Here is a 16,601-nt window from a genome sequence, read left to right as displayed (position 1 = left end):
GTTGATTAGAATTTGAGGCCGACTTGCACGCCATAGGTCGCGGGCTGGCCCGCATAGCGACGAACCGTGTCGTTGAACTTGGCAACATTGGTCCAGTAATATGCGTCGGTGATATTGCGCCCGAAGATCTGGGCGCTCCACTTGCCGTCCGGATCCTCGATCCCGGCGCGCAGATCGATCAGCGTATAGGCGTCGATCGCCAGAAAGGCGTTGGTACCGAAACCCGCGGTGGTCGCGCTGCGATAGTTCAGGTTGCTGCCGACCATGCCGTTCAGCCCTTCGCTTACCGGGAACTTGTACTGGCCATCCAGCACCACCTGCCACTTCGGCGTATAAGGGAACGCATTGCCCTTGAAGTTCTCTTGCGTCGCCAGGATCGTGTAGTTGACGAAGTTGGAGGTGACGGCACTGTCGAGATAGGTGCCCGCCGCGGTGAACGTCAGGCCCTTGGTCGGGTAGAACGAGATCTGCGCCTCGGCGCCCTTGATCTCGGACTTGGGCACGTTGATCAACGCAGGCAAAGCACCCAGCAGATTCGGCGTGGTGATTCGGCGCGCCAGCAACTGCTTGTCGGTATAGTCATAATAGAAAACCGCGCCGGTGATATCGATCGTGCGGCGCGCCAGCGACAGCTTGAAACCGGCTTCGTAGGCGAGCAGTGACTCCTGGTTCACCGGATCGAACTCTTCGAGGTTGATCGCGCCCGGCGCAGGCACGCTGCCTGCCTTATAGCCACGGCTGACATTGGCGTAGAGCAGCACGTCGCGGTTCGGCTTGAAATCGACGCCCGCACGCCAGGAAAGGTTATCCTGGTCGAACGTGCCGACGCGCAGGTTCGGCGTCAGCGTCGCGTCGAGCGACTGGCACTGGCCCTTGCGAAGGAATGGCAATGCGGCAAGGCCGCGCGCCGCGCGCAGACCGTTGAACAGTGTGGTGATCGCGGCGCCCGACGAGTCGTCGTTCACCTTGGTGCAGCCGGTATAGTCGAGATCGGCCTTAGTGTAGCGCAAGCCGCCGTGCAGCGTGAAGTTGCCGATGTCGAAATCGAGATTGCCGAACACCGCCGTCGTCTTGAAGTCCTGCGTCGTGTACGGGTTGGTCTCCGTATAGTCGTACAGCGGCGTAAACGCGTGGCGCGACGATGTGTACGGGAAGTGCAGATAGTCGTTCTCGATCGAATGCTCTTTCGCGTAGCTCGCGCCGACGATCCACCGAAGCGCGCCATGATCGCCGGCCACGCGTGCTTCGGTCGAGAAGGACGTGATCTTGCCAACCACCGCAAGGTCGCTCGATGCGAGCGCGGTGCCGTCGGCATCATTATTCTGGTCCATCCCGATCCGCGACCATTCGGTCAGCGACGTGAACGTGATGTCGTCGTTTACTTCGTAATCGGCGCGAATCACGCCCTGGTAAAAGTGGTTGTCCCGCACATATGGCGTCTGGGGATTTGCGTCCCAATCTGCCGCACGCGCGTTCGCCGGAGCCTTTGGATAGGTGCCGAGCAGCGGCACTTCGCCTGCGCGCGCCGGGCCGACATAGAGAATGCCGATCAGCTGAGCAGCCTGGGTATCACCCCTGTCGATAAAGCCGTTGGCGTTGAGCGAGATCTTCAGCCGCTCGCTTGCCTGCCAATCGAGCAACACGCGGCCTTGGGTGAAGTTCTGGCCGCCGCGCGTGGCGTTCCGCGTATAGCTCTTCTGCCAGCCGCCGCCCTGCACGGTGCGCGCCGCCAAACGTACATTCAGGTTCGAGGAAAGCGGGCCAGTGACATAGCCCTGGATGTCCGCCGTGCCGAACCGCGCATAGCTGGCGGTCAGCCCGCCGCCCCACACGTCCTTGGGCTTCGCGGCGATATAGTTGATCGCGCCACCGGTGGAATTCTGGCCGAACAGCGTGCCCTGCGGGCCCTTCAGGATTTCGACGCGTTCCAAATCGAACGCCGCGCCCTGCGCCATTACCGAGAACGGCAACGGCGCTTCGTCGACATAGACCGAGACGGTCGGACGCGCGCCGATCGAGGTTTCAAAGAAGCCGACGCCGCGCAGCGAGAAGACCGGGGTGCCGAGGCCGCTGTCGACGAAGCTTAGACCCGGCGTGATCTTTACCAGATCCTGGACATTGTTGATGCCCTTTTCCTGCAACGCTGCGCCCGAGATCGCCGTGATCGACATGGGGACGTCGCTAAGACTTTCTGCGCGCTTCGTAGCAGTGACGATGATCTCGTTGCCGGCATATTCTTCGTCCTGGGCAACAGGCGCGGGTGTTTCGGCAACTTGGGCAGTATCGGCGGTCTGCGCCTGTGCGGTCCCGCATGCCATTGCCGCGATTGCGATCGCGAGGCTCGATCCGGTCCGGAAAAACTTGCTCATGACTTCCTCCCCAAATTTCCGATGACTTGATTGCGGAACTTTGCCTCCGCGGGGTTCGCGCTCGCCGGCTACATGCCGAGGGACGCTGCCCCTATCTGTCATCCGGCTAACACCGCCCCTCGGGGGGATCACTTCGCAAGTCGTTATGGGTGCGATTTCAAAACCGTTCTGGTTGGCGAAGCGGCGACGAACGATGGCCGTGCCTTCGCAGGAGATGATACATGTCGGGACCGTTGAACGGACTGAAGGTCCTTGAGCTGGCCAGAATTCTCGCCGGCCCCTGGGCGGGGCAGACGCTGGCCGATCTGGGCGCCGATGTCGTGAAAGTCGAGAGTCCCGAGGGCGACGATACGCGCACCTGGGGGCCGCCCTTCGTGCGCGCGGCCGATGGCGGAGACCTTTCGGCCGCCTATTTCCACGCCTGCAACCGGGGCAAGCGATCGATCGTCGCCGATTTCACCACGGCGGAGGGCCGCGCTTTGGTCGAGAAGCTCGCCGCATCCGCAGACGTGATCATCGAGAATTTCAAGGTCGGCGGTCTCGCCAAATACGGTCTCGATTATGCATCGCTCGCCACAATCAATCCGGGGCTGATCTACGCCTCGATCACCGGCTTCGGGCAGGACGGGCCCTATGCCCCTCGCGCCGGGTACGACTTCCTGATCCAGGGCATGGGCGGGGCGATGTCGATCACCGGGGATCCCGCCGGCCAGCCGACCAAGACCGGCTATGCCGTCGCCGATCTCTTCTCCGGACTCTATGCCACGATCGGCGTGCTCGCCGCGCTCCGCAGACGCGACGAGACCGGCCAAGGCGCCTGGATCGATTGCGCCTTGATGGACAGCCAGGTCAGCGTGCTGGGCAATCAGGCGCTCAATTATCTCGTCTCGGGCGTTACCCCGACCCGGCTGGGCAACGCCCATCCCAACGTCGTGCCTTATGAGGTATTCCCGACCAGCGACGGGCACATCATCATCGCGGTGGGCAATGACGGCCAGTTCCGGCGGCTATGCGAAGCGCTGGACGCGCCCGAAATGGGTGCCGCAGATCAGTTCTCCACCAATGCGTTGCGCGTCGAGAACCGCGAGACGCTGATCGTCCAGATCACCCAGCGCACATTGGGCTTCACTCGCGGCGATCTGCTGGCGCGCCTGGAGGGTGCAACCGTCCCGGCCGGCCCGATCAATACAATCGCCGACGTGTTCGAAGATCCGCAAGTGCGGCACCGCAAGATGCAGATCGATATCCCGATGCCCGCCGCGGCGGGCGGAAGCGTTCCAGGGCTGCGCACTCCGATACTGATCGATGGCGTCCCGATGATGCATCCCGCGGGCTCCCCGCGGATCGGCGAGCATGACGGTGATCTGGGCTGGGCTTAGCGGATCGTGGCACGGCCATTGTTGATCGCCACCACGTCGCGCGCGGGCACGCGCGTGCGAAAGCTCACCACTTCGCCATCGACCCAGTAATCGGTCTCGAACGTCTCGCCCGGAAATACCGGGGCCGTGAAGCGACCCGCGATCGATGCGAGCCGGGCAGGATCATAGCCACAAACCCCCTTGAGCAGCGCATGGGCAGCAACGCCGAAGGTTGCCAAGCCGTGCAGGATCGGCCCTGAAAAGCCGACGCGTTGCGCCGCCGCGGGCTCGGCATGAAGCGGATTCCAGTCGCCCGACAGGCGGTAGATCAGCGCCTGTTGCGGCACGGTGGACAGGCTGACGGTGCCATCCGCCACACGATCTGGCAGCACATGCACCGCCGGTTGTGCAGCCGCCGGGCCACCGATCCCGCCATCCCCCCGCGCGAAGATCGACTGGCGCAGCGTCGCCAGCTTCACGCCCGTCGCGACATCGGTAAGCACGCGCTCGGCATAGACCAGCGCACCCTTGCCCTCGCCCTTGTCGATAACATCGGTGATGCGCAACGTCGCGCTGACTTCGCCTTCGGGCGGAAACGGCGCGTGGAATTCGGCGGCCTGCTCGCCATGGACGACCTTCGCGTAATCCAGGCCACTATCGCGCACCCACATGCCGGGCAGCGCCGTCACCAGCGCCTGGGTCGGAACCGCGCGCAGGCCCTTTTCATAGACGAAACGCAGCTGGTCCTCGTCCATTGGGTCCGCGCCCATGCCCACGCCAAGCGCATAAAGGATTGAGTCCTTGGCGGTGTAGCGTTGCGTGACGTCCGGCACCTCCAGTGCCATCAGCGTATCGTGATCGACCGCCATGCTATCGTCCCTTGAACTGAGGCGCTCGCTTCTCGGCGATCGCCTGCTTGGCTTCGGCATGATCCTCGGTCGAGGAACTGCGCGCCTGATGGAAGGCTTCCAGGTCGAGAATCGTCGCGAACGGCTCGCTCTCGGCCGCCAGCATGTTGCGCTTCATCAGGCCGTAGGCGACGCGCGGCCCGCTGGCGATTTCGCGCGCCACGGTCATCGCCTCGCCCAGCAATTGCTCGCCCGGCAGAACGCGTCCGACCAGCCCGATCCGCAAGGCTTCCTCGGCCTCGACGCTGCGGCTGGTGAGATACAGCTCGCGCGTCATCGTCGGCCCGACCAGCCGCTGCAGGCTGTGCGAACCGCCGAAGTCGCCCGACAGGCCGACCTTGGCAAACGAGGTCGAGAATTTCGCGGTCTCGGCTGCGAAGCGCAGGTCGCAGGCCAGCGCCAGACCGAATCCGGCCCCCGCCGCCGGGCCATTGATCGCGGCGATGACGATCTTGGGCATCGACCGGATCGCCAGCGGCACGCGGTGCATCCGCTTCAAGTCGGCCACCCGTCCCTCGAAGCTGCGCGGGCCTCTTGTGGCCATCGCCTTCACATCGCCGCCAGAGCAGAAGCCCCGTCCCGCCCCGGTCAGCACGATCGCACCGACTTCGTCATCGGCTTCCAGCTCGGCAAGCAGATCGCCGAGCTGGATCATCATTTCGAGATGCACGGCGTTCATCCGCTCCGGCCGGTTGAGCGTGACAATTGCCACGCCACCATCGCGCGCCAGCAGGATCTCGCTTGGCATCAGATCGGATCCCAGGGAAACAGCCCCGCCGCCGTGATCGGCTGCTTGAAGGCTGATACGAAGGCCGGCATCACCCGATCGGCGATGCTGTTCGGCGTCCAGCCCTCCTTGTCCGCGACAACGCGCGCCAGATCGGTCTGGTTGTAGAGATATATCTCGTTCTTGCGCACGCCGAACACCTGCCCGTTCACATGGGCGGCGCGATCGGATGCCAGATACACCGCCAGCGGCGCATTCTTTTCCGGCGTGATCGTCATCATCTTGTCGACGCGCGCCTGCTGCTCGGGCGTGTCGGTCGGGATCGAGCTGACCATCCGGCTCCACGCCACCGGCGCGATGCAGTTCGAGCGAACATTGAAGCGCTTCATGTCGAGCGCGATCGACTTGGAAAGTGCGGTCATGCCGAGCTTGGCCGCGGCATAGTTCGCCTGCCCCACCGCACCGATCAGCCCCGAGGCGCTGACCATGAACACAAACGCGCCGCTCTCCTGCTTTCGAAATTCCTGCGCTGCGGCGGATGAGACGTAAAATGAGCCGTTCAAGTGAACGTCGATCACCGCACGCCAATCTTCGGGACTCATCTTGTGGAAGATCATGTCGCGCAGGATGCCGGCATTGTTGACCACCGCATCGACGCGGCCGAAATTGTCGAGCGCGCACTGGATGATCTTCTTGGCCGCTTCGGGATCGGAAACGCTGTCGGTGCTGATCGCGGCTTCGCCGTCCGCATCCTCGATGATCTTCTTCGTCTGCTCGGCCGGGCTCGCCGATCCCCCTTCGCCGGTCAGCGACACGCCGATATCGTTGATCACCACCTTGGCGCCGTGCGCGGCCATCATCACCGCAATCGCCTGGCCGACGCCGTTGCCGGCGCCCGTCACCACGGCGACCTTGCCCTCCATCAGCTTCTCCGCGGTCATTCGACTCTCCCTTATTGGTTCTGGGCCGCGGCGCGAATCTGATCGAGCGTCGCGGTTGGTGTGATCGCCTGCGGATCGAGATGGCAATGGACGATAGCCGGCTTGCCGCTCGCCAGCGCCCGCTCGAATGCAGGCGCGAACTCGCTGGTATTGGTCACGGTCTCGCCATGCCCGCCATAGGCGCAGGCGAGCATCGCGAAATCCGGACTGGTCAGCGTCGTTGCCGAGACGCGGCCGGGGAAGGTTTTCTCCTGGTGCATCCGGATCGTGCCGTAGATGCCGTTGTCGATCACTAGAACGAGCAACGGAATGCCGTGATGCACGGCGGTTGCGAACTCCTGGCCGTTCATCAGAAAGTCGCCGTCACCCGCGATCGTCACCACGATACGCCCGGGATACTGCCGCTTGGCCAGCACCCCAGCCGGCAGGCCATAGCCCATCGATCCACTGGTCGGCGCCAGTTGCGTGGCGAAATCGCGGAAACGGTAATAACGATGGATCCAGCCGGCGAAATTGCCTGCGCCGTTGGCGATGATCGCATCGGCGGGCAGCCGTTCGCGCAGCCACGCCATCGCGTCGCCATATTGGAAATCGCCCGGCACCGTGCCCGGCTTGCCCGACCAGTGGAGATAGCTCTCCCGCAGTTCGGCCCGCGCCGCGGCCCAGGGCATTGTTGCATCGAGCGACCTGGCTGCTTCCAGAAATGCTGCCGGCGTCGCGTTGATCGCGATGGTCGGCTGATAAACCCGGCCCAGTTCCAGCGGATCGGGATGGACATGGACGAAAGTCTGTTTCGGCGTCGGGATTTCGAGTAGCGTGTAGGAGGAAGAGGCGATCTCCGACATCCGGCCGCCGATCAGCAGGATCAGGTCCGAACCCTTGAGATATTCGGCCAGCTTCGGATTCGGCCCGATGCCGAGATCGCCGACGAAATGCTCGTCCGTGGCGCGAAACAGATGCGCCCGGCGAAAGGCGGTGGCGACCGGCAGATCGAGACGGCCCGCAAACGCGACGAGCTCCGCACACGCCTCTGGCGACCAGCGCGAACCGCCAACGATCACCAGCGGCTGCTTCGCCTTCGCCAGCAGTTCGCCAAGTGCCGCCACATCGGCAGGCGCGGGCGCAGTCTCGGCGGGAACGACCAGCGGCGCATCGGCCACGCTCGCCATATCGTCCAGCATGTCCTCGGGCAGCGAGATCACCACCGGTCCCGGCCGGCCTTGGGTGGCCACGCGGAAGGCGCGCGCGACGATCTCGGGGATGCGGTCCGCCCGGTCGATCTCGACCACCCATTTGCAGATCGCCCCGAAGGTAGCCGGGTAATCCAGTTCCTGGAACGCTTCACGGTGGCGCATTCCGCGCTCCACCTGTCCGACGAACAGGATCATCGGCGTGGAATCCTGCGCGGCGATATGCAGCCCCGGCGAAGCGTTGGTCGCCCCCGGTCCGCGCGTCACGAAGCAGATGCCCGGCTTGCCGGTGAGCTTGCCATAGGCCTCGGCCATCATCGCCGCGCCGCCCTCGGCCCGACAGGTAAGCAGGTCGATATCGCTCTCGATCAGCGCGTCGAGCACGGCGAGATAGCTTTCGCCCGGCACGCAGGACGCGCGCTCCACGCCCTGCGCTATCAATTGATCGACGAGAATGCGCGCCGCGGTTCGTTGATTCGCCATTCCCGCCATCACTCTCCCCGCCCCTCGGCCAGTTCGAAGGTGCCCGGGCTATAAGATGCGGCTTGGAATAGCGGCCAATGCCTATTCGCGAAGCCGGACATAGCGGTTCGTTACGCGATGTGAACCGCCTTGGTGATCAGGTGCGCGGCAACGCCTTCCGGTCCGTCCTCTGAGCCGAAGCCCGACTCCTTCATGCCGCCGAACGGACTGTCCGGCCATGTCGCGCGGACTTGATTGATCATCACCATTCCTGCCTCGACTGAATCGCCGAGCAGGTTCTGCCGCCGTCCATTCTCGGTGAAACAATAGGCCGCCAGCCCGAACGGCAAGCGGTTGGCTTGCTCGATTCCCTCCTCGACGGTTCCGAACGGAGCCAGCAACGCGACCGGGCCGAATGGCTCGTCGTTCATCGCCTTGGCAGCCAGTGGCACGTCCGCCAATACCGTGGGCTGGAAGAAGAACCCGTAGCTGCCACCGCGCCCGCCGCCGGCCAGCACCCGCGCCCCGGCATCGCGCGCATCTTCGACCAGCGCCTCGATCGATTCCGGCCGGCGCGCATTGGCCATCGGCCCCATGTTGCTGGCTTCATCCAACCCGTCACCGATGCTCATTCGCTTCGTCCGCTCGGCAAAGCCTTGCGCGAAGGCCTCGTAGATTCCCTCCTGCACATGGAAACGCGTCGGCGCGACGCAGACCTGCCCGGCATTCCTGAACTTGTGCGCCACCAAGGTGTCGAGCGTCTTCTCAAGATCGCAATCGTCAAACACCAGGACCGGCGCGTGGCCGCCCAACTCCATCGTCATCTTCATCACGCTGTCGCTGGCCAGCTTCATCAGATGCTTGCCGACCGGAACCGACCCAGTGAAGCTCAGCTTGCGCGTCACCGGCGAAGCTAACAGCTGGCGCGAAATCATGTCGGGCACGCCGAACACGATCTGGGCAACGTCGCCCGGCAAGCCCGCATCCTGGAAACAGCGCATCACTTCGACCGCGCTGCCCGGCGTTTCTTCGCTTGGCTTCAGGATGATCGAGCAGCCCGCGGCCACCGCTGGCGCGACCTTGCGCACCACGTTGAGCGCAGGAAAATTCCAGGCGCAGAACGCCGCGACCGGCCCAACCGGCTGGTGGAGCACCATGGAGCGCATCCCCGCCGGGCGCATCAGCACGCGGCCATAGACGCGCACTGCCTCGCCGGCGTGGAAATCGATCAGTCCGGCGGCGCCCAGCACTTCGCCCCTGGCCTCGGCCAGCGGCTTGCCCTGCTCCATCGTCGCGACACGGGCGATATGGCCGGCACGTTCGCGCAGTAACTCGGCAGTCTTGCGCAGCACCTGGGCGCGTTGCTCGGGCGCCACCGCGCGCCATGCCAGAAAGCCGCGCTGCGCCGCTTCCAACGCACGCTCCAGATCGGCGGCGGTCGCCAGCGGCAGATCGGCTTGTCCCGCGCCCGTGGCCGGATTGAGCAGCACATGCGTATCGCGCCCGCCCGACACCCATTCGCCATCAATGTACATGCCCAGGGTTGCGGGGAAGGCGGTGCTCATAAACGCTCCAATCGTCGTGCCGTGATTAGCCGATGCCATTGCTGGTTTAGGCCGGGGCTATGCCGAATTACAAAGCGCATTATGCGGAAATAGTAAGCCTCTCGCGCCGCCCGTCCCTCTATCCCGCCAAGGGCAAGGGGCTAGCAAGATGACCGCCGCCAGTATCGACATAGAAGAATATACCGCGACAGGAGAGGAAGGCGATCACCGCCTCCACTTGCTGCGTGCCCGGCCGGCCGAATCTTCGCAGCATCGGCCGGTGCTGCTGCTGCATGGATCCACGCTTCCCGGCAGCATCGCCTACACGCTCGCATTTGGTGGCCGGTCCTGGCTCGGCGACCTGGCCGCGCGTGGTCATGACGCCTGGGCGCTGGATTTTCGCGGCTATGGCAATTCCTGGAAGCCCGCGGACGATGGCAACCGCCCGTGCGCGCCCGTTTCCGATACCGAACAGGCGATCGAGGACGTGGCCGCCGTAGTCGCGTTCATCAAGCGCGAAACGGACGCTGATGCCGTCGATATCGTCGGCTGGTCATGGGGGGCTAGCGTTGCCGCCACGTACGCAGCCCGCGGCGGCCAGCTCGGTCGGCTGGTGCTGCACGCGCCTCAATGGCTGCGTGACACGCCGTCCCCGATGGTGACCCCGCAAACCATGTCCGAGCCGTATCGCACCGTCGATGTGCCGGTCTTTGTCGAGCGGTGGCTGGGCCGCATCGACCCGGGGGTGCGCGCCACGCTCGGCGACTGGAAGGACGAATTGCAACGCACGCTCGCCGCACGCGAGCCGATCTCGGTCCCCAATGGCAGCGCGCGCGACATTGCCGCTTATTGGATGGCCGGCAAGCCCGGCTACGATCCGGCCACTATCGTCGTGCCGACGCTGGTGGTGGTCGGCAGTGCGGATACCGATACGCCGCCCGCCCTGGCGCGCGAGGTATTCGACCGGCTCGGCACCTCCGCCCGGCTCTACGCCGAGATCCCCGGCGGCACCCATTTCACTGTGTTCGAGCCGGCTCGCGCCGCGCTGTTCCGCACCACCGCCGCCTTTCTGGCGGATGCCAACATTGAACGACAGGAGTTCCCCCGATGAAAACCGTCGACGTTTCGCCGGAAGAAATGAACAAGCGCGTGGCCCGCTACGCCGACTTGGTACCCTATGGCCGCCAGCACACCGATTCGATCGATCCGTCGGTATTCGAGCAGCTGACCGCGCGCCGCGTGCTATCGATTATGGCGCCGCACAATTATACCGGCCGCAGCTCGGCGGCGCCGATCAAGAGCATTCCGGGCGCAGTTATCTCGATCGCCGAGACACCGCCAGGCAATGCGCCGGCGCTCCACGCCCACGATACCGCGATCGAGAATTTCTTCGTCATCAACGGCCGCTTCAAGATCATCTGGGGTGACGAAGGCCAGCACAGCCTCGAGCTCGGGCCGATGGACTTCATTTCGATCCCGCCGAACGTCAATCGCACCTTCCTGAACATTACCGACGAAACCGCGCGCCTGCTCGCGATCATCCAGCCGCTCGGCGAGGATCAGCAGGATCGCGTCGCCTTCGCCACCAGCGTCGCGCCCAAGATCGCGGGTCAATATGGCGAGGAAACACTGGAGGCGCTGAAGGCAATCGGCTTCCATTTCGACGCTGGCCAGGACACCTCTGCATAATGGACTTCCGCCTCTCCGACGAACAGCTCGCATTGCAGGACGCAGCGCGCAAATTCGCCGCCACCGAATTGCCCGAACTCGCCCGCAGGCTTGAGGAACATGCCGAGCCGGTCCCGCAAGACTGGCTGCACCGCTACGCCGAAATGGGCTTTCTGGGCGTCAACACGCCCGAGACTCTGGGCGGCCTCGGGCTTCCGTTGCTCGATGCGCTGCTGGTGATGGAGGAATTCGCCAAGATATCGGTCGCGGTGGCGTTCCCGGTGTTCGAATGCTGCACGGGTCCGGTCCGCATCGTCGAGCGCCTGGCGACCGATGAGCTCAAGCAGCGGATCGTTCCGCGGGCCGCGGCAGGCGACATCCTCGTCGCAGTCTCGATGTCGGAACCTGATGCCGGCACTGCGCTGACCGATCTCAAGACCGCGGCGCGCTTCGACGGCGACGATATCGTTCTCGACGGCACCAAGCGCTGGTGCTCGGGCGCGGGCCATTCGGGCGGCTATGTCGTGTTCTGCCGTTTCGACAATGCCCCCGGCGCCAAGGGCATTGGCGCAGTGTTCGTCGAGATGGACACGCCGGGCCTCAGCTTCGGCGAGCAGGAAAAGCTGATGGGCTTCCGCGGCGTGCCCTCGGCCGACATCTACCTCGACAATGTCCGCGTGCCGAAAGCCAATCTGCTCGCCGGCCCCGGTGAGTTCGCGAAACTGATGGGCCTGTTCAACATCGAGAGGCTCGGCAACGCCACCATGGCGCTTGGCGTTGCCGCCGGCGCGCTAGAAACGGTCACCGCCTATGTCCAGGAGCGCAAGCAATTCGGCAAGCCGATCGTCGATTTCCAGGCGGTCCAGCTCCGCCTGGGCGACATGGCGGTCAAGGTCGAAGCCGCGCGCCTGCTGATCCACCGCGCGGCTTCGAATGCCGGCTATGGCTTGCCCGATCCGCAGGAAGCATCGATCGCGAAATGCTTCGCCAACGAGATGACCCGCACGGTCTGCGCCGACGCGCTGCAGCTGATGGGCGGCTATGGCTATTCGCGCGAATACGGCATCGAGCAGAAATTCCGCGACAGCTATGGCTGGGGTATCGCCGGCGGCGCGATCGACATCCAGAAGGTGAATATCGCCGGGGCTTTGGTGGGGCGGCGGTTCAGCCAGCGGGGCTAGTGCCCCCCATGCGGCATCCCGGCCCCGAGCCGGAGTGCGGCGTGAAGTTCAGGAGAAGTTTAGAAGGCGCAGCGTGCGCTTCGCGAATGGCCTCAGTGGGCGCACTGGCCATCGGGGATTTTGCAGCGACGATTTCAACGAGCGGACGGCCGTGCCGACCGGCTTAGTCAAGCCGACAAAATCCTACATTGCAACCGGCAGACCTCCTAACCGGCGACATCTGCCCGAGTCCGCTCGCGTTCGGCGCGAAGCACATTCTTGGCGATCTTCCCCGCCCCGCTCACCGGCAGCGGCAGCAAACGGATCTCTACCGAGCGCGGCGTCTTGTATCCCGCGATCAGCGACCGGCAGTGGGCGATCACCGCATCCTCGCTGAGCGAAACCCCGGCGAGCGGCACGACTGCGGCATGGACCATCTCGCCCCATTTTTCGTGCGCCACGCCAACCACGGCGACATCGGCGACGCCCGGCATCGCCCGGATCGCCGCTTCCACCTCGGTCGAATAGACATTCTCGCCGCCGGTGATGATCATGTCCTTCATCCGATCGACCAGGAAGAAATTGCCATGCGCGTCCGAAAAGCCAAGGTCGCCCGAGCGCATCCAGCCGTCGCAGATCGTAGCCGCAGTGGCCTCGGGCTGCTTCCAATACCCTTTCATCACCAGCGGCCCGCGCATCCGCAATTCGCCGACTTCGCCGGGGGCAAGCTCGCGATCGTCGGGGCCGAACACGGCGACTTCGGTCAGCGGCGTCGGCGAACCGATCGTGGCCCATTGCCAATCCTCATCGGGCAGCGACTGCCGCGTCACGCCGACGCTGACCGTCGAAGCCGATGTCGTCTCGGTCATGCCATAGGTGTTGTAGAAGCGGCAGTTCGGAAAACCTTCCACCAGCCGCTCGAGCAGCGCGCGCGGCATCGGCGCGCCGCCGAAATTCATGCCCTTCAGACTCGTCAGGTCGCGCTCGGCAAAGCCCGGCGCATCGACGATCATCTTGAACATCGTGGGCACGCCATTGGCAAAGGTGATGCGGTGACGCTCGATCAGCTCGGCATATCCGCCAGGTTCGAACTTGGTCATCATCACCACTTGCCCGCCCACCATCAGCACCGGCGGGATCACCGCGGCGGCGGCGACATGGAACATCGGCGCGGACCCCAGCAGGATCATGTCGCTCGTCCAGCTCCACCGCGCGATATACATCAGCGCCGAGGTGACGAGGTTGTTGTGGGTCTGCATCACCCCCTTGGGCAGCCCGGTCGTGCCGCCGGTGAAGAAGATCGTCGCGACATCCTCGCCGCCCCGCATCGCGTCTGGCGGAACCAGCGCATCCGCCAGTCCGGCTTCGTAATCCACCAGACCTTCGCCGGCCGCATCGTCCGACATCAGCACCAGATGCTCGACACATCCCGATTGCGCGCGCAATTGCTGGCCCAGCGCGAGGAACTCGTCATCGACGAGCAGCACCCGCGCTTCGACCATTTCGAGGATACCAGCCAGCTCGGCCGGCGCCAGCCGATAGTTGAGCGGCGCGGCGATACCCCCCGCCCAGATCGTGCCGAACAAGGCTTCCAGATTGCGATGCGAATTAAGCGACAGGATGCAGACGCGATCCTCAACACCCACGCCCAGCCCCTGCAGCATCCCCGCACAACGCCCGCTGCGCTCGTAGAGCGCATCATAGGTCAGCCGCCGCTCGCCATCGATGATCGCCACCTTGTTGCCATCGTGGCGGCGCGAGGCATCGAGCAACTGGGTCAATCGCATCATCGTTTTGCGTCCCGCATCAGATTACGCACCCTTCTTCGTCATGCCGGGCTCGAGCCGGGCCCCCGCTACCCCCGGAACAGAAGAAGCGGGGATCCCGGCTCAAGGCCGGGAAGACGAGGGAAACCTAAGCCATCGCTCTGGCGTAGCGCTCAAGATGGAAGTCGCCATTTCCGAATAATGTCTCGATCGCGAACACGCGCTTGAAGGCGTGGCTGACCTTATATTCGTCCACCGTGCCGACACCGCCATGCAGCTGAATTCCCTGGTTGACGACGAAGCGGCCATTTTCGCCGATCATCACCTTCACGCCCGCCGCCGCCATCGCGCGATCTTCCGCGCAAGACGTGGCATTCGAAAGAGCTTCGATGACGCTGCCGCGTAAGCCTTCCAGCTCGATGAACATCCGCGCCAGCCGGTGCGCGACCACCTGGAAACTGGCGATGGCACGGCCGAACTGCTCGCGCTTCCCGGCATAGGCAGCGGTCTCGTCAATCGCCGCCTGCGCCGCGCCGACCGCTTCCGCGCCCAGCACGACGATAGTGCGATCGACCGCCGCCTGGATCGCACCCAACACATCCGCGCCGATCGCCACGGGCACCGCTTCGACGCCGTCGAAAGCGATATCCGCCGCGGCGAAATCGTCGATGCTGTGAAACAGCGTGCGCGTCATTCCCGTGGAATTTCCGGTGACGAGGAACAGCCCGGTGCTGCCGTCGCTGGTGGTGGCGCTGACGAGGATGCGATCGGCGTCCACGCCGTCCATCACCATCGCCTTGCGCCCGGTCAATCGCCAGCCATTGCCGCTTTCGACAGCTTTCGTCGAAATCCGGTTCAGCCAGAAACGGCCATCGGGCTCATAGAGAGCCGCGGCAAAACGGTTCTCGCCGCTGCCGATGTTCGCCAGCAACGCGTCACCCTCGGCGCCGTTCACCGCCTCTACGATCAGCGACGCCGCCAGATAGGCCGAGCGCAGGAAAGGCTCGACCACCAGCGCGCGCCCGAATTCCTCGGCCACGATGCTGGCGTCGATCGCGGATTGCTGCACGGCGTCGCGGCGCGGAAGCGCGCGGGCGATCCAGCCGCCCTCTATCAGCCCCTGCCACAGCTTCGGGTCGCGGGTCTGCGCGCTCCGCGTCCGCTTGAGCAATGCATTGAAATCGTAATTGGCATCCAGCCAGGCGCGCAGGCCGGATTGCAGCTCTGCTTCGGCGGGAGAAAGCTTCAGATCCACCTCAATACCCCCACAAAGTCTTGGCGATGATGCCGTGCTGCACTTCGCTCGATCCGCCGAAGATCGTGATTGCGCGGCGGAACATCAAATGCCCTAGCTTGCCGCGGGCATAATCCGGCGCAAACGCAGGAGCCTCGTCCTGGCCAAAGGGACTCTGGTCGAGATCATGCTCCACGCCGGGCTCGTGATTGGGGAAGTACGCGGTGCCATATTGCCCCAGCGCCTCGACGGTCAGCGCCGAGACCTGTTGCTGTGCCTCGCCACCCTGCACCTTCATCGCCGCGGTCGATGCGGCCGAACTCGGCGCCGCCTCCGTCAGCATTCGCTGCATCTGCCAGCGCAGCGACTTGAGCTGGATTTCCAGCCTGGCGATTTTCTTCCGGAAGCTGGCATTGTCGTAGAGCGAACCCGCGCCGTCCTGCTGGTCGCGGGCATAGGTTTTCACATTTTCGAGATCGTGGCGGATCAGCCAGCTCTGCGCGACCATCCCGCGCTCGCGCGCGAGCAGGAATTTGGCATAGTCCCAGCCCTTATTCTCTTCGCCGATCAGCTCGTCCACGGGCACCCGCACGTTGGTCATGTGCACTTCGTTCACGGTGTATTGATGGTCGTACATGTGCACTGGTTTCAGCTCGACGCCCGGTGCCTTCATGTCGATCAGCAGGAAGCTGATCCCGGCTTGCTTTCGCGCATCGGGATCGGTGCGCACCAGCGTGAACATCTTGTCGGCGAAATGCCCGTCGCTGGTCCACGCCTTTACGCCGTTGACGATATAATGATCGCCGTCACGCACGGCGGTGGTGGTGAGCGATGCCAGGTCCGATCCCGCGCCGGGCTCCGAAAAGCCCTGGCAGAAGAACACATCGCCATTGGCGATCGGCTTGAGATAGCGATCCTGCTGCTCCCTGGTGCCGAAGGTGAAGATCACCGGCGCGACCATGAACACGCCCAGATTGCTCACCCCCGGCGCGCCGGCCCGGCCCAGTTCTTCGACGAACATGTCCACCTGGGTCGTGTCCCAGCCCGGCCCGCCAAACTCTTCGGGCCAATTGCGACCGATCCACCCCTTGGCGTTGAGGATCTGCATCCACTCCCGAATGTCTTCCTTGGCAGGGTGAAAACCGTTGGTCGCGCGTTTCTGGAGCCGCTGGGGCAGCGCCTCTGCGATCCAGGCGCGCATCTCCGCCTTGAGCGTGGCGTTTTCGGGACTGAGCGTGAAGTCCATCTGATCCTCTCGTGCGTCGAGAGGTTCT

Annotated in this window: 13 protein-coding genes; 4 read left to right on the top strand and 9 right to left on the bottom strand. The window is 64.3% G+C overall.

Going from position 1 to position 16,601, the window contains the following annotated elements; genetic code table 11:
* Positions 1–5: 5 nt before the first annotated feature.
* Positions 6–2,369 carry a TonB-dependent receptor gene (locus ACZZZM_RS07325; protein WP_463594452.1) on the bottom strand — a complete coding sequence of 788 codons (2,364 nt, stop codon included), beginning with the start codon at positions 2,367–2,369 and terminating at the stop codon, positions 6–8.
* A gap of 221 nt (positions 2,370–2,590) precedes the next feature.
* On the opposite strand from ACZZZM_RS07325, the gene ACZZZM_RS07320 reads away from it, so the two are divergent.
* The gene (locus ACZZZM_RS07320; RefSeq protein ID WP_463594451.1) at positions 2,591–3,748 is read left to right on the top strand and encodes a CaiB/BaiF CoA transferase family protein; all 1,158 of its coding nucleotides are present in this window, start codon (positions 2,591–2,593) and stop codon (positions 3,746–3,748) included.
* On the opposite strand, the gene ACZZZM_RS07315 is transcribed toward ACZZZM_RS07320, so the two are convergent.
* The 5 genes from ACZZZM_RS07315 to ACZZZM_RS07295 all read right to left on the bottom strand — a co-directional run bounded on the left by ACZZZM_RS07315 (position 3,745) and on the right by ACZZZM_RS07295 (position 9,520).
* On the bottom strand, positions 3,745–4,596 hold the full coding sequence (locus ACZZZM_RS07315; RefSeq protein ID WP_463594450.1) for a MaoC/PaaZ C-terminal domain-containing protein: 852 nt from the start codon (positions 4,594–4,596) through the stop codon (positions 3,745–3,747). The genes ACZZZM_RS07320 and ACZZZM_RS07315 overlap by 4 nt on opposite strands.
* A gap of 1 nt (position 4,597) precedes the next feature.
* Positions 4,598–5,383 (bottom strand): enoyl-CoA hydratase, encoded by a 786-nt coding sequence (locus tag ACZZZM_RS07310; protein ID WP_463594449.1) that lies wholly within the window; start codon positions 5,381–5,383, stop codon positions 4,598–4,600.
* Positions 5,383–6,303: an SDR family NAD(P)-dependent oxidoreductase gene (locus tag ACZZZM_RS07305; protein ID WP_463594448.1), complete on the bottom strand. Its 921-nt coding sequence runs from the start codon at positions 6,301–6,303 to the stop codon at positions 5,383–5,385. Before ACZZZM_RS07305 ends, ACZZZM_RS07310 begins: the two co-directional genes overlap by 1 nt.
* Before the next feature lie 11 nt (positions 6,304–6,314).
* On the bottom strand, positions 6,315–7,976 hold the full coding sequence (locus tag ACZZZM_RS07300) for a thiamine pyrophosphate-binding protein (RefSeq protein WP_463594447.1): 1,662 nt from the start codon (positions 7,974–7,976) through the stop codon (positions 6,315–6,317).
* A gap of 110 nt (positions 7,977–8,086) precedes the next feature.
* Positions 8,087–9,520 carry an NAD-dependent succinate-semialdehyde dehydrogenase gene (locus ACZZZM_RS07295; RefSeq protein ID WP_463594446.1) on the bottom strand — a complete coding sequence of 478 codons (1,434 nt, stop codon included), beginning with the start codon at positions 9,518–9,520 and terminating at the stop codon, positions 8,087–8,089.
* Between the two features lie 148 nt (positions 9,521–9,668).
* Between ACZZZM_RS07295 and ACZZZM_RS07290 the strand changes: the two genes are divergently transcribed.
* From ACZZZM_RS07290 to ACZZZM_RS07280, 3 genes are read left to right on the top strand one after another with little or no spacing between them, the layout of a single operon-like run.
* The gene (locus tag ACZZZM_RS07290) at positions 9,669–10,610 is read left to right on the top strand and encodes an alpha/beta hydrolase (protein WP_463594445.1); all 942 of its coding nucleotides are present in this window, start codon (positions 9,669–9,671) and stop codon (positions 10,608–10,610) included.
* Positions 10,607–11,188 carry a cupin domain-containing protein gene (locus ACZZZM_RS07285; RefSeq protein WP_463594444.1) on the top strand — a complete coding sequence of 194 codons (582 nt, stop codon included), beginning with the start codon at positions 10,607–10,609 and terminating at the stop codon, positions 11,186–11,188. Before ACZZZM_RS07290 ends, ACZZZM_RS07285 begins: the two co-directional genes overlap by 4 nt.
* Positions 11,188–12,348 carry an acyl-CoA dehydrogenase family protein gene (locus ACZZZM_RS07280; protein ID WP_463594443.1) on the top strand — a complete coding sequence of 387 codons (1,161 nt, stop codon included), beginning with the start codon at positions 11,188–11,190 and terminating at the stop codon, positions 12,346–12,348. Before ACZZZM_RS07285 ends, ACZZZM_RS07280 begins: the two co-directional genes overlap by 1 nt.
* Positions 12,349–12,554: 206 nt before the next feature.
* Here ACZZZM_RS07280 and ACZZZM_RS07275 read toward each other — a convergent pair whose 3' ends face one another.
* From ACZZZM_RS07275 to ACZZZM_RS07265, 3 genes are all read right to left on the bottom strand, one after another.
* A complete protein-coding gene (locus ACZZZM_RS07275) occupies positions 12,555–14,117 on the bottom strand; it encodes a class I adenylate-forming enzyme family protein (RefSeq protein WP_463594442.1) in 1,563 nt (520 codons plus the stop codon).
* Positions 14,118–14,241: 124 nt separating this feature from the next.
* Entirely contained in the window at positions 14,242–15,348 is a 1,107-nt protein-coding gene (locus ACZZZM_RS07270; RefSeq protein WP_463594441.1) for an acyl-CoA dehydrogenase family protein, read from the bottom strand.
* A gap of 1 nt (position 15,349) precedes the next feature.
* Positions 15,350–16,573: an acyl-CoA dehydrogenase family protein gene (locus tag ACZZZM_RS07265; RefSeq protein ID WP_463594440.1), complete on the bottom strand. Its 1,224-nt coding sequence runs from the start codon at positions 16,571–16,573 to the stop codon at positions 15,350–15,352.
* Positions 16,574–16,601 lie beyond the last annotated feature (28 nt).

The sequence above is a fragment of the Sphingomonas sp. AC522 genome (assembly GCF_979258125.1).
Note: the sequence above shows the minus strand (reverse complement) of the source record. Positions and strands in the feature narration are given on the sequence as shown.